Origin of the sequence: Citrobacter sp. C348, assembly GCF_047467975.1 — a bacterium.
Lineage (GTDB): Bacteria > Pseudomonadota > Gammaproteobacteria > Enterobacterales > Enterobacteriaceae > Citrobacter > Citrobacter gillenii.
Map to the genome: position 1 here is coordinate 616,314 of NZ_JASJUJ010000001.1, position 20,441 is coordinate 636,754.

Annotated in this window: 18 protein-coding genes; 13 read left to right on the top strand and 5 right to left on the bottom strand. The window is 49.3% G+C overall.

From position 1 onward, the window contains the following. The first annotated feature begins 140 nt into the window (after positions 1 to 140). Positions 141 to 1,532 (top strand): phosphoglycerate transporter PgtP, encoded by a 1,392-nt coding sequence (gene pgtP, locus QNN86_RS02945; RefSeq protein WP_414210607.1) that lies wholly within the window; start codon positions 141 to 143, stop codon positions 1,530 to 1,532. 112 nt (positions 1,533 to 1,644) lie between these two features. Here the strand turns inward: pgtP and QNN86_RS02950 are convergent, their stop codons facing one another. After that, positions 1,645 to 1,887, bottom strand: a complete 243-nt coding sequence (locus tag QNN86_RS02950; protein WP_115257853.1) for a YfdY family protein — start codon at positions 1,885 to 1,887, stop codon at positions 1,645 to 1,647. Positions 1,888 to 2,327: 440 nt separating this feature from the next. Between QNN86_RS02950 and lpxP the strand changes: the two genes are divergently transcribed. After that, positions 2,328 to 3,248 carry a kdo(2)-lipid IV(A) palmitoleoyltransferase gene (gene lpxP, locus QNN86_RS02955; protein ID WP_115257852.1) on the top strand — a complete coding sequence of 307 codons (921 nt, stop codon included), beginning with the start codon at positions 2,328 to 2,330 and terminating at the stop codon, positions 3,246 to 3,248. A 41-nt stretch (positions 3,249 to 3,289) separates the two neighbouring features. Here the strand turns inward: lpxP and QNN86_RS02960 are convergent, their stop codons facing one another. Beyond that, positions 3,290 to 3,889: a lysozyme inhibitor LprI family protein gene (locus QNN86_RS02960; protein ID WP_181617516.1), complete on the bottom strand. Its 600-nt coding sequence runs from the start codon at positions 3,887 to 3,889 to the stop codon at positions 3,290 to 3,292. Positions 3,890 to 4,247: 358 nt separating this feature from the next. Between QNN86_RS02960 and ypdK the strand changes: the two genes are divergently transcribed. Further along, positions 4,248 to 4,319: a membrane protein YpdK gene (ypdK, locus tag QNN86_RS02965; RefSeq protein ID WP_010723117.1), complete on the top strand. Its 72-nt coding sequence runs from the start codon at positions 4,248 to 4,250 to the stop codon at positions 4,317 to 4,319. A gap of 67 nt (positions 4,320 to 4,386) precedes the next feature. On the opposite strand, the gene alaC is transcribed toward ypdK, so the two are convergent. After that, positions 4,387 to 5,625, bottom strand: coding sequence for an alanine transaminase (gene alaC / locus QNN86_RS02970; protein ID WP_181617517.1), 1,239 nt, complete (start codon positions 5,623 to 5,625; stop codon positions 4,387 to 4,389). A 386-nt stretch (positions 5,626 to 6,011) separates the two neighbouring features. Here alaC and QNN86_RS02975 point away from each other — a divergent pair, with 386 nt between their 5' ends. The 3 genes from QNN86_RS02975 to QNN86_RS02985 are packed head-to-tail and all read left to right on the top strand — an operon-like array spanning position 6,012 to position 9,512. Then, positions 6,012 to 7,709, top strand: coding sequence for a sensor histidine kinase (locus QNN86_RS02975; RefSeq protein ID WP_181617518.1), 1,698 nt, complete (start codon positions 6,012 to 6,014; stop codon positions 7,707 to 7,709). 14 nt (positions 7,710 to 7,723) lie between these two features. Then, positions 7,724 to 8,458, top strand: a complete 735-nt coding sequence (ypdB, locus tag QNN86_RS02980; RefSeq protein WP_181617519.1) for a two-component system response regulator YpdB — start codon at positions 7,724 to 7,726, stop codon at positions 8,456 to 8,458. 34 nt (positions 8,459 to 8,492) lie between these two features. Continuing rightward, positions 8,493 to 9,512, top strand: a complete 1,020-nt coding sequence (locus tag QNN86_RS02985) for a hypothetical protein (protein ID WP_414210608.1) — start codon at positions 8,493 to 8,495, stop codon at positions 9,510 to 9,512. 78 nt (positions 9,513 to 9,590) lie between these two features. Here QNN86_RS02985 and glk read toward each other — a convergent pair whose 3' ends face one another. Further along, complete coding sequence (gene glk, locus QNN86_RS02990) at positions 9,591 to 10,556, bottom strand: glucokinase (protein ID WP_181617521.1); 966 nt, start codon at positions 10,554 to 10,556, stop codon at positions 9,591 to 9,593. Positions 10,557 to 10,760: 204 nt separating this feature from the next. Between glk and QNN86_RS02995 the strand changes: the two genes are divergently transcribed. Further along, a complete protein-coding gene (locus QNN86_RS02995; protein WP_414210609.1) occupies positions 10,761 to 11,996 on the top strand; it encodes an ion channel protein in 1,236 nt (411 codons plus the stop codon). On the opposite strand, the gene QNN86_RS03000 is transcribed toward QNN86_RS02995, so the two are convergent. After that, positions 11,997 to 13,649, bottom strand: coding sequence for an alpha-keto acid decarboxylase family protein (locus QNN86_RS03000; protein ID WP_414210610.1), 1,653 nt, complete (start codon positions 13,647 to 13,649; stop codon positions 11,997 to 11,999). It lies immediately after the preceding gene. A gap of 190 nt (positions 13,650 to 13,839) precedes the next feature. On the opposite strand from QNN86_RS03000, the gene mgrA reads away from it, so the two are divergent. The 6 genes from mgrA to QNN86_RS03030 all read left to right on the top strand — a co-directional run bounded on the left by mgrA (position 13,840) and on the right by QNN86_RS03030 (position 20,420). Beyond that, on the top strand, positions 13,840 to 14,838 hold the full coding sequence (gene mgrA, locus QNN86_RS03005) for an L-glyceraldehyde 3-phosphate reductase (RefSeq protein WP_181617524.1): 999 nt from the start codon (positions 13,840 to 13,842) through the stop codon (positions 14,836 to 14,838). A 128-nt stretch (positions 14,839 to 14,966) separates the two neighbouring features. Beyond that, positions 14,967 to 15,305: a DUF2502 domain-containing protein YpeC gene (gene ypeC / locus QNN86_RS03010; RefSeq protein WP_096756273.1), complete on the top strand. Its 339-nt coding sequence runs from the start codon at positions 14,967 to 14,969 to the stop codon at positions 15,303 to 15,305. A 296-nt stretch (positions 15,306 to 15,601) separates the two neighbouring features. Continuing rightward, positions 15,602 to 16,810, top strand: coding sequence for a PfkB family carbohydrate kinase (locus QNN86_RS03015; protein ID WP_181617525.1), 1,209 nt, complete (start codon positions 15,602 to 15,604; stop codon positions 16,808 to 16,810). A 41-nt stretch (positions 16,811 to 16,851) separates the two neighbouring features. Next, positions 16,852 to 17,814, top strand: a complete 963-nt coding sequence (locus tag QNN86_RS03020; RefSeq protein WP_096756271.1) for a sugar ABC transporter substrate-binding protein — start codon at positions 16,852 to 16,854, stop codon at positions 17,812 to 17,814. Positions 17,815 to 17,887: 73 nt separating this feature from the next. Next, positions 17,888 to 19,414: a sugar ABC transporter ATP-binding protein gene (locus QNN86_RS03025; RefSeq protein WP_096756270.1), complete on the top strand. Its 1,527-nt coding sequence runs from the start codon at positions 17,888 to 17,890 to the stop codon at positions 19,412 to 19,414. A 13-nt stretch (positions 19,415 to 19,427) separates the two neighbouring features. Beyond that, positions 19,428 to 20,420 (top strand): ABC transporter permease, encoded by a 993-nt coding sequence (locus QNN86_RS03030; RefSeq protein WP_181617526.1) that lies wholly within the window; start codon positions 19,428 to 19,430, stop codon positions 20,418 to 20,420. The last annotated feature ends 21 nt before the right edge of the window (positions 20,421 to 20,441 follow it).

Below are 20,441 nucleotides of genomic sequence, written 5' to 3' on the forward strand. Positions count from 1 at the left end.
AAAGAGTCAAAATTAGTCATTCTGTGGTTAAGTTGAGTCAATACTGACACATTTCATCGAGTTGAATTCCATCACCGTTTATTTCACCCTGCACAACGAAAACTCCTGATATTCACATCAATATAAATTTAGGTGATGATATGCTTTCAATATTTAAGACAGGGCCATCGGCAAATAAAGTCCCGCCGGAGCAAGTCCAGGCGACATATGGTCGATACCGGATGCAGGCGCTACTTAGCGTATTTCTCGGCTATCTTGCGTACTATATTGTACGTAATAACTTCACACTCTCTACGCCGTACCTGAAAGAACATCTGGATCTCAGTGCCACCCAAATTGGTCTGCTCAGCAGTTGCATGTTGATTGCCTACGGGATCAGTAAGGGTATTATGAGCAGCCTTGCCGATAAGGCCAGCCCCAAAGTCTTTATGGCATGCGGTCTGGTCTTGTGCGCCATCGTGAACGTCGGGTTAGGTTTCAGCACCGGATTCTGGATATTTGCCACACTGGTAGTGTTCAACGGCTTATTCCAGGGGATGGGCGTTGGCCCCTCATTTATAACTATTGCCAACTGGTTCCCACGTAAAGAACGTGGACGCGTTGGCGCCTTCTGGAATATCTCGCACAACGTTGGCGGCGGTATTGTCGCCCCGATTGTAGGCACCGCTTTTGCCATTCTGGGTAGCGAACACTGGCAAAGCGCCAGCTATATTGTCCCCGCCTGTATCGCCGTGTTATTTGCCTTTATTGTTCTAATGCTGGGTAAAGGTTCGCCACGTAAAGAAGGTTTACCGCCGCTGGAAGAAATGATGCCGGAAGAAAAAGTCGTGCTCAACACCCGACAGGTCACCCAGGCACCGGAGAATATGAGCGCCTTCCAGATTTTTTGCACCTACGTGCTGCGTAATAAAAATGCCTGGTATGTCTCTCTGGTGGACGTGTTTGTCTATATGGTGCGTTTTGGCATGATCAGCTGGTTGCCGATTTACTTGCTTACCGAAAAACACTTCTCGAAAGAACAAATGAGCGTGGCATTTCTGTTTTTCGAATGGGCGGCCATTCCTTCCACATTGCTGGCCGGTTGGCTCACCGACAAACTGTTTAAGGGTCGCAGGATGCCGCTGGCGATGATTTGCATGGCGCTGATCTTCGTCTGTCTGATCGGCTACTGGAAAAGTGAATCCCTGCTGATGGTGACTATTTTCGCCGCCATTGTCGGTTGTCTGATTTACGTTCCTCAGTTCCTGGCATCCGTGCAGACCATGGAAATCGTCCCCAGCTTCGCCGTCGGTTCAGCCGTGGGATTACGCGGATTCATGAGCTACATTTTTGGCGCCTCGCTGGGAACCAGCCTGTTTGGTGTGATGGTCGACAAAATGGGCTGGCACGGGGGATTTTACCTACTGATGGGGGGGATCGTCTGCTGCATCGTGTTCTGCTACTTGTCTCACCGCGGCGCGCTGGAGTTGGAACAACAGCGAAAAGATGCCCAGCAAGAGGAAGCCGCTTTAGAGCTTGCTGATGCCCGGTAATCGGTAAGGTCGATAAAAAAGTGCCAGCGATGCTGGCACTTCAGGATATTCATATGCTGGATGAAAAAACGTGTGACAATCATTTTGTTATCATCATCGATGACACATCGATTTAATGCTTCCCGTCACCGACCATAAAGCGGATGATCAGCCCACAGGTCGGAGCCAGAAAAAGAAATATTCCCGTGACCATTTCATCACCATGAGTCAGCCACAGAGTAGTGAAGTAAATTAATGCCGCCAGGATAGCCATGCCGATTAAAGAACTGATTGATGCCAACGCGCCCAAAACCTGCCAGATATAGCAACTAACGCACAGAATGCTCAATATGAGAAAGGTCCAGAAATAGAGCATAGCGGTACCTCCTGTCTGCCGTAAAACGTCACGTAAGTCCTTACACTCCTTGAATTTATAGTCTAAGACAATTCCTATACACAGGCAATCCAGGCAACATTTTTGTTACAATAAATACGGCTATGGCGGCGAACCTCGACATCAGATGGACAGTTAACCAGCAAAAAAAACAACAGGTTATACCCCTCTCCCTATTTCAGTTTCTCTCCCGCATAAACATTTACGCTTATTGAGGATTTATCTCTGGCTGACATTAATCTCCAGGTGGTAAAGTATAAGCCCGATCATTCATGTCCCCCCGTGGTTTTGTCCTGACTAAGTTTTACACTCTTTACAGGAACCATTGTCCTTCATGGTGGCCTAACGATCAGTATCAGAGTGTAACGCTGTCGACAAAGAATCTTCGCGATACATCTTATTAGTATCAACAACAGGTGCTTATGTTCCCCCAATGTAAATTTTCACGCGCGTTTTTGCATCCGCGCTACTGGCTCACATGGTTTGGTGTCGGTGTGCTCTGGCTCTTGGTGCAACTCCCCTACCCCGTATTGTGCTTTTTGGGTACGCGTACCGGAACGCTTGCTCGCCCGTTTTTAAAACGTCGTGAATCTATTGCCCGTAAAAACCTCGAACTGTGCTTCCCGAATCTGCCACAGGCAGAACGGGACAGACTGGTCGAAGAAAACTTTCGTTCTCTTGGCATGGCGCTGCTTGAAACCGGCATGGCCTGGTTCTGGCCTGACCGTCGCGTGCGTAAGTGGTTTGACGTCGAAGGTCTCGACAACCTGAAGCGTGCACAGTCGCAAAACCGCGGCGTGATGGTAGTAGGCGTACACTTTATGTCTCTGGAATTGGGGGGCCGCGTGATGGGGCTTTGCCAACCCATGATGGCAACCTACCGCCCGCATAACAATAAGTTAATGGAGTGGATCCAGACCCGTGGTCGGATGCGCTCAAACAAAGCCATGATCGGCAGAAATAACCTGCGTGGCATTGTCAGCGCCCTGAAAAAAGGGGAAGCCGTATGGTTTGCTCCCGATCAGGACTACGGTCGCAAAGGCAGTTCGTTTGCACCCTTTTTCGCCGTCAAGGACGTCGCGACAACCAATGGTACCTACGTACTGTCACGTTTATCAGGTGCTGCGATGTTGACCGTCACCATGGTGAGAAAAACGGACAATTCTGGCTACCGTCTGTTTATCACGCCGGAGATGGAAGGTTACCCAACTGATGAGGGCCTGGCTGCGGCTTATATGAACAAAATAATTGAAAAAGAGATTATGCGTGCGCCCGAGCAGTATCTCTGGATCCATCGTCGTTTCAAAACCCGCCCGATGGGTGAAGCCTCGTTATATACGTAAAAAGAAAGGCCAGATGGCCTTTCTTTTTTTCTGCGGCTGAATTACTTAATGCCCCATTTGTTCTGTAGTTCCGTCATCCGTTGACTGTATTCGCGGGAAAGACAGGCAGGCTTATCCTGCTCTTTCCAGCACTCGTTGCGCCCTTTGATCCAACCGCGCTGCTCGGCTTTCAGCGTCGAATCATTGTTTGATTTCACCAACGCCTGCTTGTAGATGCCATTCAGTTTCAAGTCCATTGCGGAAAGTGACGGGCTCTGACAAATAATGTCCTCCATACTTCCCTTGTCGACCGCGGCACAGGAGAAAGACGGGCCAGCATTCACCGATTTTTTCGCTGGTGCATAGCTCTTCTCATCGTCAGGCTGGCAAATACCGTGCTTACGATTAGGGCCAGTCCAGGAAACGGCCGGGCTACCGTCATCATTACGGGAAATAGAAACGGTATTTTTACCGCTTTTCACTTCCCAGTAATTTTCGTTGAATGTCTTCACAGTCGCTTTCGTACCATCAATCCAGACATTACCTTTACCATCACTATTCACACCACCAATACTTGCGCAGCTGAAATTCAACGCCTGTGGGGCTGCCGCCATCGACGTCAGTGGAGTTAAAACGAGTGCTAACATCATTAATCTGGTCATTTTTAACCTTTTAATTATAAAAATCCGCGCAAAAGTAACCGCATTAACATCATGGCGATATGAGAATTCTCCGAGTAAACATTTCATCGCTCAATGATGATTCATTGCTCATAGAAATCAAACTGTCGTCGATTCACGACACTTGTAAGTTATTAAAATTAAATAAAAAAATGCCACTTGTCTCGCCTCATTTTTAGGCGTACATTAGCGCCGTCTGGAGCATTACAGCTCAGAATTCTGAGGTGATGCAGCGCTGCAAACGCAGGGAATTCTCCGTTGCGTTAACGCTGGCATCAGCTCTCTGTCAGGTAAGTGTATGTTCATTTAGGCGTGCTTATGGTGCGCGGAGAGATGAAAAGTGAAATATTTCTTTATGGGCATTTCATTTATGGTCATCGTTTGGGCCGGTACGTTTGCCCTGATGATCTAAACAAAAAGATGCAGCAAAAAACAGGAGCCCTCTGGCTCCTGTTTGCTTTTGTGGGTTAACCGTTTGGTTAGTCGGTGCCTTCAGCAGTGGATTTCGCGGCGGCGGGCAGTAAACCATCTGCGCGGAACATGGCTTTAATCCCTCGGATCGCCTGACGAATACGGTCACGGTTCTCAATCAGTGCAAAGCGCACATGGGTATCGCCATAATCACCAAAACCCACCCCCGGCGACACGCAGACCTTCGCGTCATTCAGTAGTTTCTTGGCAAATTCCAGTGACCCCATCGCAGCATACTGCTCAGGAATTTTCGCCCAGATATACATCGACGCCTTCGGCATCTCTACCATCCAGCCCGCTTCATGCAGGCCTTTGACCAGCACATCGCGTCGACGCTTATACTGCTCTGCGATATCACGTACACATTGCTGATCGCCTTCCAGTGCGGCAATAGCCGCAACCTGCAACGGGGTAAAGGTTCCGTAATCGTGATAGCTCTTAATTCGTGCCAGCGCATTCACCAGCGTTTTATTACCCACCATAAAACCAATACGCCACCCCGCCATGTTATAGCTTTTCGACAGTGTGAAGAATTCGACCGCCACATCGCGGGCACCAGGTACCTGCATGATCGACGGCGCTTTCCAGCCATCGTAGACGATATCGGCATAGGCGAGGTCGTGAACCACCAGCACGTCGTAGCGTTTAGCCAGTGCGACCACTTTCTCAAAGAATTCCAGCTCAACGCACTGCGCGGTCGGGTTGGACGGGAAACCTAAGATCATCATCTTTGGTTTCGGGTAGCTTTCACGTATCGCCCGCTCCAGCTCATTAAAGAAGTCGACCCCTTCCACCAGCGGTACAGAACGCACCTGCGCCCCGGCAATCACGGCACCGTAAATATGAATCGGATAGCTTGGGTTAGGCACGAGGACCGTGTCTCCGTGATCGAGCGTAGCCAGCATCAAATGCGCCAGCCCCTCTTTAGAGCCGATGGTCACAATGGCTTCGGATTCAGGGTCGATCTCAACGTCGTAGCGCTCCTGATACCAGCGGGATATCGCCCGGCGCAGACGCGGAATGCCGCGAGAAGTGGAATAGCCGTGGGTATCCGGGCGCTGGGCCACGGTACACAGTTTTTCGACAATGTGAGGAGGCGTAGCCCCATCCGGGTTCCCCATGCTGAAATCGATGATATCTTCGCCGCGCCGACGCGCAGCCATCTTCAGTTCAGCGGTGATGTTAAAAACATAAGGGGGAAGACGATCAATACGCGTAAAGCGACGTTCAGGGCGAGAGTCGGCCATAGTATCCTCAAATTCACGTTAGCGCCCGGACCGTCCGAGCGACGCTGCCACGATGGTGGCACATTTAGAAAATAGCCTGAATAAATTCCTTCTGTCGAGAGGCAACGCAAAATATTTTTTCCTGCGCTAAAAGAGGAACAATAAAAATAAACAAGGAAATAAACATTTTCACAGGCCTCTAAATTTACCATTCATTAACATATTGAAGTCATAAAATTTACTTTGGAAATCAATCAATCCTGGAACATTCGGAGAAATACACTTTTCCTTTACAATCCCCTTTTAATATTATGGTTTTTCCTCATTAAGCTGCAGCGATGGGGATGCTGGTCATCCTTGCTCAGGTTACCTATCATAGAGGTTTAATCTATTCGCAAGAGTCACCCGTGCACGAAATATTCAATATGCTGCTGGCGGTCTTTGATCGGGCAGCGCTGATGCTGTTCTGCCTGTTTTTCCTGATCCGCATCCGCCTGTTTCGCGAACTGTTGCACAAGTCAGCCCACTCCCCGAAGGAACTGCTCGCCGTAACCGCCATTTTCTCTATGTTCGCTCTGTTCAGCACCTGGTCCGGAGTACCGGTCGAAGGTTCTCTGGTTAACGTGCGTATTATCGCGGTGATGTCGGGTGGGATCCTGTTCGGCCCGTGGGTCGGCATCATTACCGGCATCATCGCGGGCATCCATCGCTATCTGATCGACATTGGCGGCGTCACTGCCCTGCCGTGCTTTATCACCAGTATTTTGGCGGGCTGTATTGCCGGCTGGATCAACCGAAAGATCCCCAAAGCGCAGCACTGGCGAGTTGGTATTTTAGGCGGGATGCTGTGCGAAACGTTGACCATGATCCTGGTAGTCGCCTGGGCCCCTACCACCGAACTGGGGCTGGATATTGTCTCCAAAATCGGTATCCCGATGATCCTCGGCAGCGTCTGTATTGGTTTTATTGTGCTTCTGGTACAAAGCGTGGAAGGTGAGAAAGAGGCCAGCGCCGCCAGGCAGGCCAAGCTGGCACTGGATATTGCTAACAAAACCTTGCCGCTCTTTCGCCAGGTCAACAGCGAGTCGTTACGTCAGGTATGTGAAATTATTCGCCATGACATTCTCGCTGATGCGGTTGCCATCACCAATACCCAACACGTGCTGGCCTATGTTGGCGTCGGGGAACTTAACTATCGCGATAACGATGACTTCGTCAGCCCCACAACGCAGGAAGCCATCAATCACGGTAAAATAATCATTAAAAACAATGATGAAGCACATCGGACCCCGGAAATCCACTCCATGCTGGTGATCCCACTATGGGAGAAAGGCGTCGTGACCGGCACACTGAAGATCTACTACTGTCACGCCCATCAGATCACCTCCTCGTTACAGGAAATGGCGATCGGTTTGTCGCAGATTATCTCTACGCAGCTTGAGGTTTCCCGCGCAGAGCAACTGCGAGAGATGGCAAATAAGGCAGAGCTACGCGCGCTGCAAAGTAAAATCAATCCCCATTTTCTGTTTAATGCGCTGAACGCTATTTCGTCATCAGTCAGGCTTAACCCAGATACCGCCCGTCAGCTGATTTTTAATCTGTCGCGTTATCTTCGCTATAATATTGAATTGAAAGACGATGAGCAGATCGATATCAAGAAAGAGCTGTATCAAATCAAGGATTACATCGCCATTGAACAGGCCCGCTTTGGCGATAAGCTAACGGTTATTTATGATATTGATGAAGAGGTCAGCTGTTATATTCCCAGCCTGCTGATTCAACCGCTGGTCGAGAACGCTATCGTTCACGGTATTCAGCCGTGTAAAGGAAAAGGTGTAGTCACCATTAGCGTCGCGGAGTGCGGTAACCGGGTACGCATCGCCGTCAGGGATACCGGCCACGGTATCGATCCAAAAGTCATTGAACGGGTCGAGTCCAACGAAATGCCGGGCAATAAAATCGGTCTGTTGAATGTGCATCACCGCGTGAAGTTGCTGTACGGCGAAGGGCTGCATATCCGCCGCCTGGAGCCAGGCACCGAGATTGCATTCTATGTGCCCAATCAGCACTCACCCGCTGTCACACCGGCGACCTTATTGCTTTAACCAGGAGTGAAGTTGTGAAAGTCATCATTGTTGAAGATGAATTCCTGGCCCAACAGGAACTGAGCTGGCTGATAAAAGAACATAGCCAGATGGAGATTGTCGGCACGTTTGACGATGGTCTGGATGTGCTGAAATTCCTGCAGCACAACCGCGTCGACGCTATTTTCCTCGATATTAATATTCCCTCACTGGACGGCGTATTGCTGGCGCAAAACATCAGCCAGTTCGCGCATAAACCCTTTATTGTGTTTATTACCGCCTGGAAAGAACACGCTGTTGAAGCGTTTGAACTCGAGGCGTTTGACTACATTCTGAAGCCGTACCAGGAGTCACGGATTGTTGGAATGCTGCAAAAGCTGGAGGCAGCCTGGCAGCAGCAACAAACGGGAACCCCACTACTAACCCCCGTCACGCGTGAGAATGACACCATCAATCTGATCAAAGATGAGCGAATCATCGTGACCCCGATCAACGATATCTACTACGCGGAAGCGCATGAAAAGATGACGTTTGTCTACACACGACGGGAATCGTACGTCATGCCGATGAACATCAGCGAATTTTGCAGCAAACTACCAGCTTCACATTTCTTCCGCTGTCACCGTTCGTTCTGCGTGAATCTGAATAAAATCCGTGAAATCGAGCCGTGGTTCAATAACACCTACATTCTGCGGTTAAAAGACCTGGAATTTGAAATCCCGGTTAGTAGAAGTAAAGTGAAAGAGTTTAGGCAGTTAATGCATTTATAACACTTACCCCACAAAGAAAGAGCGCTGAGATTTAATGGCAAAGCTGACGGAAAAATATCAACGTGCATATCAACGTAAATACGCGAAAGAAGCTGATCAAAATGCCCGGGTATGGATGGATACCGATGATTATTTAGCAGAATGTCTGGATACCCAGACGCAATGCCATAAAGATGCGTCACTGCAAGAGCAGATAAGGCTATGGCTTTTTGTGCTGCGCATTAATCACAATCCTGATTTATTAGGATTTAAAACGGCCATCCTCGCCAACGATATGGCATTACTGCATGCTGCGCTGCGTCAGTCAGCCATGATCAAACATACAACACTCGGCGTAGATTCCGGATGCGACCACAGTATAAACATCTGGACGACCCTCGATATTCTTGCTGCCGGCCTGTTTGCCCGCGTACCGCTGCTGTTACCTGAAAAATGGGGTCTCAGTGACAACGGTCACCCGGTTACTATAGCGATTGCTAATTTAGTCATGGCACTGTGGTACAAACGAACTGATTTTGCGGCTGAAGCCAGTAAACGAGCGCAAAAGGTACTGGCGACGAAGCAGGCAGCCAGCGATATGTGTATCCTCCGTTATCTGATGGCGCTCCTCGAGGAGGATGTGACAGAAGCGGGCGTGCAGCTCGATTTATATTGTAAAAGCGTACCAAAGTTGAGGGACGCGGGTCTTATTAAGCTCAATAAAATGTTCTGGCCATACGCACATGGGTTATACAACCTGGCGAGTGTGGTGTGGGGCAGCGAAAAAGCCAGCACAATGTCAAAACCAGAAGCTGACTGTTTTCTGGATGACCTGGCGGAATGGCAAATTAAGCATAACTACCATCCCGGCGCGCTTTTTTTTGAATATCCTCAGCCAATCGACGTCATTAATACTCTTATTTCGTGTACACCACCTGAATGCGTTTTGCATCAGCCTTATCTCGAGACAGATAAAAAATACAGAGAAAAAAGATACCTGCACAGCGAAATGTTTGAACAGCAGATGATAGCGATAGTACTGAACGAGATTGCGAGTAAAACTCACGGGACCTAATGCGTTACCCTGACGGCGGCAGGCATATTATTTATAGTGTGCCGGATAGGTGTTAATAGACACCATCCGGCAGGGATCTTACAGAATATGTCCCAGCGTCTGGCGCAGGTGCGCACCGGAACCCAGCAGACCAGGGTTATCATGCACAATCAAATACACCGGAATATCCTGTACGTAGGCTTTAAAACGACCTTTATCTTCAAAGCCACCGCGGAAACCCGATGCTTTAAAGAATTCAAGGAAGCGCGGCACAATCCCGCCGGCAATATAAACACCGCCAAAGGTCCCCAGCGTTAACGCCAGATCGCCACCAAAGCGTCCCATGATCACGCAAAACAGCGACAGCGCCCGACGACAGTCAGTGCACGAGTCTGCCAGCGCACGTTCGGTGATATCCTTCGGCTGCAGGTTTTCCGGCAGACGTCCGTCGGATTTGACGATAGCGCGGTACAGGTTCACCAGCCCCGGACCGGACAGCACGCGTTCTGCAGAAACATGGCCAATCTCAGCGCGCAGGACTTCAAGGATAATCGCCTCTTCTTCGCTGTTAGGCGCAAAATCTACGTGACCGCCCTCTCCCGGCAGGCTCACCCAGCGCTTATCGACGTGCACCAGATGCGCTACGCCTAAACCGGTTCCCGCACCGTACACGGCAATCGGTTTACCGTCTACCGGCTCCGTGCCACCAAATTGGATCAAATGCTCTTTTTTCAGCATCGGGATCGCCATCGACACGGCGGTGAAATCATTGATGATTTCCAGATGGCTAAAACCGAGATTCTTTTTCATTTCAGCAATAGAAAACGCCCAGGTATGGTTGGTCATCGCCACCCAGTCGCCGGTAATCGGACAGGCAATCGCAATACACCCGTCTTCGACGCTGACGCTATGCTCATCCAGGTACACGCGAACCACGGCCTCAAGGCTGGGGTAATCCAGTCCTGAATAGGTCTTAGCCTGCGAAATTTCACCGCTGGCAATGTCGCACAGAGCAAGACGCGCGTTGGTGCCGCCAACATCACCTACTAAAGCATATTTTGTCATTCTTCTACTGCTCCGCTAAAGTCAGAATAAATCTTTGCCACACTGTAAATTCATGGGGGCATAACAACAACGGCCTGAAGGCTGATGCCGGTAAAATATCGACCCAGATCACAGAATTACTTTATCGTTTCAGCACCATTTGCAGCGATGTCAGCAGGCAGGCTGTGCAAACTATGCTTATGACTCTATTTGAGGGAATAGAAAATGCTCCATCCGCGAGCCAGAACGATGCTGTTGTTATCCACTCCCGCACTGATCATTGGCGTTGCCTCAAGCCTGGTACTGATCATCGTCATGAAAGTGGCCGCCGTTTTACAGCAATTTTTATGGGAGCGCCTGCCCACCATCATCGGCATTGCTCATGACTCTTCGCTGTGGATAATCGGTATGCTCACGCTGACCGGGATACTGGTCGGACTCGTCATTCGCTACAGCCACGGTCATGCGGGACCGGACCCAGCTTGTGAACCGCTAATCGGAATGCCGGTCCCCACGTCAGCACTGCCGGGCCTGCTGGCTGCGCTGATCCTCGGCCTGGCCGGCGGCGTCAGTTTGGGGCCTGAACACCCAATAATGACCGTGAATATCGCGCTGGCGGCGGCAATTGGCGTGCGTCTGTTCCCTCGAATTAATAAGCTGGACTGGACCATTCTCGCCTCTGCGGGCACCATCGGAGCACTATTTGGTACGCCTGTCGCCGCGGCACTGATATTTTCACAAACGCTGAATGGCTCCAATGATGTGCCGTTATGGGATCGCCTGTTTGCACCGCTGCTGGCGGCTGCTGCCGGTGCACTGACCACTGACCTGTTCTTTCATCCGCATTTTTCATTGCCCATCGCCCAGTATACGCAGCTACAGCTGACCGATATCTTTAGCGGCGCGGTGGTTGCCGCCATTGCCATTGCGGCAGGCATGGTGGCGGTGTGGTGTCTACCCCGTTTACATCAGTTGATTCATCGCCTGAAACACCCGGTACTGATTCTCGGCGTTGGCGGCTTTTTGCTTGGGATTCTGGGCATTATTGGGGGACCACTTACCCTGTTTAAAGGGCTGGATGAGATGCAGCAAATGGCGTTTAGCCAAACGCTGGGGGCATCAGACTATTTCATGCTCGCGGTGATCAAACTGGCGGCGTTAGTGGTTGCTGCCGCCAGTGGTTTTCGTGGAGGACGTATTTTCCCGGCAGTATTCGTTGGCGTGGCACTGGGATTGATGCTGCATGCCCATGTCGAAGCGGTTCCGGCAGCAATCACCGTCTCCTGCGCCATTCTGGGACTGGTACTGGTTGTCACCCGCGATGCCTGGCTAAGCCTGTTTATGGCGGCAGTGGTGGTCCCCGACGCCACCCTGCTGCCGCTGCTGTGCATCGTCATGCTTCCCGCCTGGCTGCTGTTGGCAGGCAAACCGATGATGATCGCCAACCGCCCCGATCAATAACTATCCCCCGTTACGGGCTTCCAGCGCGCGGGTCACCGTGCGCAGAAGCTCAGGCAGATCGGCTTTTGGCAACATCACTTCAATTAACGAAAGCCGCTGCGGGCACGCCAGCCGGGCCAGAACTTCCTCCAGCTGTACAGCCTGCGTCACGCGCCAGCACTCCGCCTGACACTCGCGGCTCAGCGCCTGTGGCACCTGCGTCCAGTTCCATCCGGCAATGTCGTTGTAACGCTGGTTTGCCCCGTGAATAGCCCGCTCCACGGTATAGCCGTCATTATTGAGCAGCAAAATAACCGGCGTTTGTCCTTCTCTGAGCATCGAACCCAATTCCTGAATGGTAAGCTGGGCAGCGCCATCGCCAATAATCAGGATCACCCGCCGATCCGGGTATGCCGTTTGCGCTCCCAGTGCGGCGGGTAAGGAATAACCAATCGATCCCCACAGCGGCTGTACCAGTACTTCCGCCCCGGAAGGTAACGAGAGCGTAGCGGCACCAAATGCCGCGGTCCCCTGATCGACGAGGATAATGTCGTCAGGCGCCAGGTATTGCTGCACCGTATGCCAGAAGTTTTCCTGTGTCAGTGGCCCCTTTTCAACCTGACGTCGTCCGACAGGCGGGCGTTCTGGCGGCAGAGAAAACGATAGCTCCAGGCACAGATCCCGTAGCGTGGTGACCGCCTGCTCCATCGGGACGTTAAACCACTGGCTTCCCACCCGGGAAGCATGCGGCTGCACCTCAATCGTGCGCTCCTGCGCCAGGCGCTGCGTAAAACCGGCGGTTAGCGTGTCGACAAAACGGGTACCCACGCAAATAACGGTATCGGCATCTTCTATCGCCTGGCGTACATATTCGCTGCTGGCTCCCGCGCTGTAGGTGCCAACAAACGCCGGATGACGCTCATCAAAAAGCCCTTTACCCATTAACATCGTGGCATGCGCCATCGGTGTTTCTGCCATCCAGCGTTGTAAAACCGGCTGCAAACCAAAGCGCTGCGCAAGAAAATCAGCCAGCAGCGACACGCGTAAACTGTCCAGCAGTCGTTCACGAGCCTGATAACGAAATACTGCCACCACGCTGCCTTCCGGTTCACTCAGAGGAATAATCAGTCTGTCCTGTGGGGGCGTGGCGGGCTGTTTGGCGATATCGGCAGGTAACATCAGATAGCCCGGCCGCCGTTCGGTTAACATGACCCGCAACACGCGATCAATTTCATAGCAGGCGTTTTGCGCATCAAGCACCGCGCTGGCTGCCGTTACCGCCTGGTGCATGCGGTAAAAATGCTGAAAATCGCCGTCACCCAGGGTGTGATGCATCAGCTCCCCACGCCGCTGAGCGCCGCTGCACGGCGCACCCACTATCTGCAGCACGGGTACATATTCTGCGTAACTGCCTGCGATTCCATTAATGGCGCTTAACTCCCCAACACCAAAGGTGGTGAGAAGCGCCCCTGCCCCGGCGACCCGGGCATAACCATCCGCTGCATATGCCGCATTTAATTCGTTTGCGCAGCCGACCCAACGCACGTCGGGGTGGTCAATCACGTGGTCAAGAAACTGCAAATTATAATCACCCGGCACACCAAAAAGATGGCCAATACCACACCCTGCCAGTCTGTCCAGCAGGTAATCAGCAACGGAATACGCGGTTTGCATGACAGCTATCCTTCTGACGGTAACCTCATGTTGAGTATCGAAGAACTGTGATGACTGTCCAGGAAGTCACCCTTAAGAGGGGTGGAAAGTAGGATTTACAGTTTTGCCGATGAAATACCCTTGAAGAATCGACGGTGTAACCGTATACACTAAAACATATACGTCATCTTGTTATCAGGAAGGGGTCTACATGGTTTATCACGCGGATGAAAATCGCTATCAGACAATGGAATACCGCCGCTGCGGTCAAAGCGGGTTAAAGCTGCCGGTTATCTCTCTGGGCTTATGGCACAATTTTGGCGACACCACGCAGGTAGAAAACAGCCGAAACCTGCTACAGCGCGCGTTCGATCTGGGGATCACCCATTTTGATCTCGCCAACAACTACGGCCCACCGCCGGGTTCAGCTGAGCGTAATTTCGGCCGTATTTTGCAGGAAGATTTTTTACCGTGGCGGGATGAACTCATTATTTCCACCAAGGCGGGCTACACCATGTGGGATGGTCCCTACGGCGACTGGGGTTCGCGTAAATACCTGATTGCCAGCCTTGACCAGAGCCTGAAACGTATGGGTCTGGAGTATGTGGATATCTTCTACCACCATCGTCCCGATCCCGAAACGCCGCTGCAAGAAACCATGAAGGCGCTGGATCACATTGTTCGCCAGGGAAAAGCGCTGTATGTCGGGCTATCGAACTATCCCGCCGACCTCGCCAGACAGGCAATTGAGATCCTCGACGACTTAGGCACCCCGTGCCTGATCCACCAGCCGAAATATTCCATGTTTGAACGCTGGGTTGAAGGGGGATTGCTGTCACTGTTGCAGGAGAAAGGCGTCGGCAGTATCGCCTTCTCTCCGCTGGCGGGCGGGCAGTTAACCGACCGTTACCTGAACGGGATCCCGGCGGATTCTCGTGCGGCAAGCGGCAGCCGTTTTCTCAACCCGGATCAGATAACGCCAGAGAAACTGGAAAAAGTCCGCCAACTGAACGCAATGGCTGAGCGTCGGGGGCAAAAGCTCTCCCAGATGGCTCTGGCCTGGGTGTTGCGAGAAGACAAAGTCACCTCAGTGTTGATTGGTGCCAGTAAAACAGCGCAAATTGAAGATGCTGTTGGCATGCTGGCAAACCGTCATTTGTCCGCAGAAGAATGCGCGGAAATTGACGCCATCCTGAATTGTTTGAAATAAAGACACATTTATTAACAAAAAGTGCTCTCTTTCATGATTTAAGAGTTCAGGCGATTAAACGGGGCTTTACTGCCCCGTAATATTGCATTAACAGGCCGGCTACGGCTCGATCGTGAAGGAGAGAAAAAATGTTCAGGTCACTGATTCTGGCTGCAGCCTTATTGGCTTTCACGCCGCTGGCCGCAAACGCTGGTGAAATCACCCTGCTGCCATCAATAAAATTGCAAATTGGCGATCGCGATAATTATGGTAACTACTGGGACGGCGGCCACTGGCGCGACCGGGGTTACTGGCACAATAATTATGAATGGCGCAAAAACCGCTGGTGGCGTCATGACAACGGAAATCATCGCGGCTGGGATAAGCGCAAAGCTTACGAGCGCGGTTACCGTGAAGGCTGGAACGATCGCGATGACCATCGCGGTCGCGGCAAAGGCCACGGACGTGGTCATGGCCACCATCATTAATGTAACAAAAAGCCAGTAAGCCATCCCTTCGTACGAATGGCGAAAGCATTTTCGATGGCAAATTTATAAAGGGTCTCTGTTTTTACAGGGACCCTTTTTGCGTGATGCTTACCCAAAAGCCAGACTTCACGCGCCAACAGCAAGACCTTCCTTCGTTTTCTCAACTTTCCTTATCATTTCACTAATTCGCAAAATCGGAAAAAAAAATTCCGATTTATGATGTTTTTTTTGAACTTTACGCCATAAATATTAACATTAATTTAATATTATATTATAAAAGTTGGGGGTGAGCGCTAATGAAAAAACAAGAACGACATAAAGCCATTCGCGTCAAGCTGGTAACTGATAAAAAAGTTTATGTTAGCGAATTAGCGAGGGAATTATCAGTAACGACTCGTACTATCCGTAATGACTTAAACGAGTTATGTCAAAATACACGTTTCTCATTATTTCATGGTGGCGCACAATTAAAAAATACACCTGATGATGAATCCTTATTTGAACAATCATTTACAAAAACAATATTGAATGGATTTAAAAGTAACAAAGAGACTGCGCCTACCGCTACCCGTTCTACACAAAATAACTATATTGATGAAAGTATTTATATCCTCGGATCGTTTAACGTCGATATTGTCTCTGAAACAACGACACTGCCCCAGGTTGGGCAAACAATACGCGCATCTGCAACCCATTTTTATGCTGGAGGAAAAGGTACAAACCAAGCTGTCGCTGCGGCAAAAATAAATAACAACGTTCACTTGACGGTTAAGTTAGGAGCAGATGAGTTTTCAAAAAAAGCGAAGCGCTATTTAACAAACACTGAAATCTCATCATTTTCTTTTTTTGAAAATGAAATGTCATCAACTGGCATTGCTATCGTCTGGGTTTCTGGCGCCACCGGAGATAACATGATCAGTATCGATCTTGGGGCCAATGAAACATTTACCCAAGAGGATATTTTGCTGGATATTGATACCATTCGCAATTGTAAGGTTTTTTTGACTCAACTAGAAAATAATTTTCCCATAACCCGTTATGCAGTAATGCAAGCAAAACTTGGGAAGTCTCTTGTTGTATTGAATCCGGCCCCCTATGTTTCAGAAATAAAAGAAATATTGCATTTAATAGATATTATTACACCGAATAAAATTGAAGCCGAAGCATTGTCTGGCATTAGCATTGTCGATATTTATTCGGCAAAAAATGCGGCCAAAAGCATCCACATTCAAGGCGCAAAATGCGTCATTATCACGTTAGGTAGCGAAGGTTGTCTGATTTTTGATGGTATAGTTTTTACTCATATTCCTGCCTATAAATCAGCGGTCGTCGATACTAGTGGAGCAGGTGATGCCTTTACCGGGGCGCTGGCTGCATGTATTGCAAACGGTAAAGGACTCATCAATGCAGCGCAGTATGCTTCTGCGTTTGCATCATTGAAAGTTGAACGCAAAGGTGCATCAAACATGCCCAGTAACTCGCTCGTTTATCACCGAATGCAGTAACTGTTGAGAGCATTACCCCCCTACACCTATAGGATAATCATATGAAAAATAAAATGTTTTATCGTGTTATCAGTGCAACTATCGGATTAGCACTCTCCGCTTCCTTCGCCGCGCCTGCTATTGCTGATGATACGCAGATGCATAAACCTAAAGTCGCACTGGTCATGAAATCACTGGCAAACGAGTTTTTCCTGACAATGGAGACAGGTGCAAAAGATTATCAGAAAAAAAATGCAGACAAATTTGACTTGATTTCTAACGGAATCAAGAACGAAACGGATACAGCAAATCAAATTCAGATCGTAGAGCAAATGATCGTCTCTAAAGCTGATGCCATCATCATTGCACCATCAGACTCTAAAGCACTCCTGCCCGTAATTAAGAAAGCGATTGATGCGGGAATAATTGTTATTAACATTGATAATAAATTTGATGATGGCGTACTTAAAGATAAAAACTTAAACATTCCTTTTGTTGGCCCGGATAACCAAAAAGGTGCAAAAGATATTGGTGACTATTTAGCAAAACACCTTAAACCGGGCGATCAGGTCGGTATTATCGAGGGTATTCCAACCTCCAGCAACTCTCAGCAGCGTACTCTTGGGTTCCAGAATGCAATGGCTCAGGGTGGAATGAAAGTGGTTTCTGTTCAATCTGGTCAATGGGAAATTAACAACGCTAATGCAGTTGCCGCTGCAATGTTAAGCGAATATCCCGATATCAAAGCGCTGTTAGCAGATAACGACAATATGGCATTAGGTGCTGTTTCCGCGATTCGTTCAGCAGGAAAGAAAGGACAGGTTATGGTGGTTGGCTATGACAATATTGAAGCGATTAAGCCGATGTTGAATGATGGCCGCGTATTAGCGACAGCGGATCAATTTGCATCCCAGCAAGCGGTATTTGGCATTGATGCCGCACTTGACGCGCTCAAAAATGGCAAAAAACAGAGTGAGTTATCCAGCAACGTTGAAACACCAATAAAACTTATTGTTAAACAATAAGCTAATAACAGTACGCCGCTGTGATATTGCAACGACACGGGTATCACAGCAGCTTACCGGATAGGGTCAGAATATGAAAAGTGGGCAAGAGATCCTCGTAATACAGGGAATAGGTAAAACCTATAATGAACCTGTCCTGGTGGATGTGACACTAGCGTTATATCCAGGAAAAGTATTAGCGCTGACGGGGGAAAACGGAGCCGGAAAAAGTACCTTATCAAAAATCATTGGGGGACTGACTAGCGCAACCGCCGGACAGATGATTTATCAGGGTCAACCTTACGCACCAGCCAGCAGGAAAGAGGCTGAAAAATTGGGTGTTCGCATGGTAATGCAGGAACTCAATTTACTCCCTACGCTATCGGTGGCAGAGAATCTGTTTCTCGAACAGCTCCCTCACCGATTTGGCTGGATTGATCGTAAAAAGTTAGAGGAAATGGCTCGTCCCGTCATGGCAATGGTTGGACTGCAATCAATCGACCCGAATACTCTGGTGGGTGAATTAGGTATCGGCCATCAGCAAATGATTGAAATCGCCAGAAACTTAATAGGCGAAAGCCGAGTACTTATTCTGGATGAACCGACAGCCATGCTCAGTAGTCGCGAGGTTGAATTATTGTTTAAACAGATAGCACTATTCAAAGCCCGTGGCGTTTCAATAATTTACATCTCTCACCGACTGGATGAGCTAGCAATAATTGCGGATGACATTGCGGTACTGCGAGATGGCCATTTGGTTTGCGTAGACGAGATCAAGCACTTTACCAGCGATCAAATTGTTTCCCTGATGGTCGGACGCGATTTGGAAAGTTCATTTGATTTAAGTAGCCGCCAGGCTGGACGACCCATTCTGAAAGTAGAAAATTTCAAGCGGGGGAAAATTATCCGGGATACCTCATTTACGTTGTACAGTGGTGAAGTATTAGGTATTAGCGGTCTGGTTGGCTCTGGTCGAACCGAACTTCTGCGTGCTATTTTTGGCGCGGATAAAATTGATAGTGGCACGCTACAGACTGGCGACCCATTAAAACCTATAGTAATTCACTCTCCTGCAGATGCCATTCGACACGGTATTGCATTAGTCACAGAAGACCGTAAAGGTGAAGGCCTTTTATTACCCCAATCAGTTGCAGCTAATATTTCACTGGGCAACAGCGACAAAATAAGCCATCTGTCGGTCGTTAATACTTTGAGCGAAACGACGTTAGCGAACAAACACATTAAAAGTTTAGGTGTCCGTACAGCCAACACTTTGCAGGCCGTGGAAAGTTTATCAGGTGGCAATCAGCAAAAAGTGCTAATTAGCCGTTGGCTGGAACGAGATTGCGAGGTTGTCTTATTTGATGAGCCCACTCGTGGTATTGATGTCGGTGCAAAACAAGATATCTACCAATTATTGAATATGTTAACGGAAAAGGGAAAAGGCGTTGTTGTCGTTTCCAGTGACCTTCGCGAACTCATGCTCGTTTGCGATCGTATTGCGGTAATTTCCGATGGAAAATTAGTGAACACATTTTCGCGGGAAGACTGGAGCCAGGATCGAATTTTAGCAGCAGCATTTTCTGCATATCAGCATGCAGAAAAGACTTCCAGCGAATAGCCGGGGATAAAAAATGAAGAACAACTTAGCGACAAAACAAGCGGCAGCAGAGAAAAGAAACGCCCAGTCGTCATGGACAGGACTAAGTAGCTACATCGGGTTACTCGGGGCATTATTAGCGATGATCGTACTCTTTTCATGCCTCAGTACGCATTTCCTGAGTATGAACACTTTTAGTACTATTGCGAATCAAATCCCTGACTTAATCGTTATGTCGGTGGGGATGACATTTATATTAATTATTGCCGGTATCGATCTTTCCGTGGGGTCGCTACTGGCTCTTGCCGCTGCAGTGGTAAGCGTTACCTATTTAAATTTCCATTGGACGCCGTGGCTAGCAGCTCTTTCTGGTATAGCACTCGCAACATTGGTTGGTGCGCTAACAGGCTTGATTACTGTGGCCTGGCGTATTCCGGCATTTATCGTCTCTCTTGGGGTGCTGGAAATGGCGCGTGGCGCAGCATACCAGTTGACTGATTCGCGGACAGCTTATATCGGTTCTATTTATGACTATCTGGCCGACCCGATTTTCTTCGGTGTCTCCCCTTCTTTTATCATTGCGATCGTAGTCATTATTGTCGGGCATTTAGTATTAACCAGAACTGTATTTGGCCGCCATTTGATTGGCATTGGTACAAATGAAGAGGCCGTACGATTATCAGGCATAAATCCAGGTCCTTATAAGATTGCTGTATTTGCACTTATGGGGGGATTATCCGGTCTGGCTTCACTGTTTCAGGTGGCACGTCTTGAGGCCGCAGACCCGAATAGCGGCGTTGGCATGGAGCTACAGGTTATTGCTGCTGTCGTGATTGGCGGCACAAGCTTGATGGGAGGACGAGGTTCAATTATTTGTACTTTTCTTGGCGCGTTAATTATTTCCGTTCTGGCAGCAGGGCTGGCGCAAGTTGGCGCAAGCGAGCCCACAAAACGCTTCATAACAGGTGCAGTTATTATTGTTGCAGTAGTACTTGATACCTACCGTAGCCACCTAAATAAAAAATAAGCGACATGGTTACCCGGCACT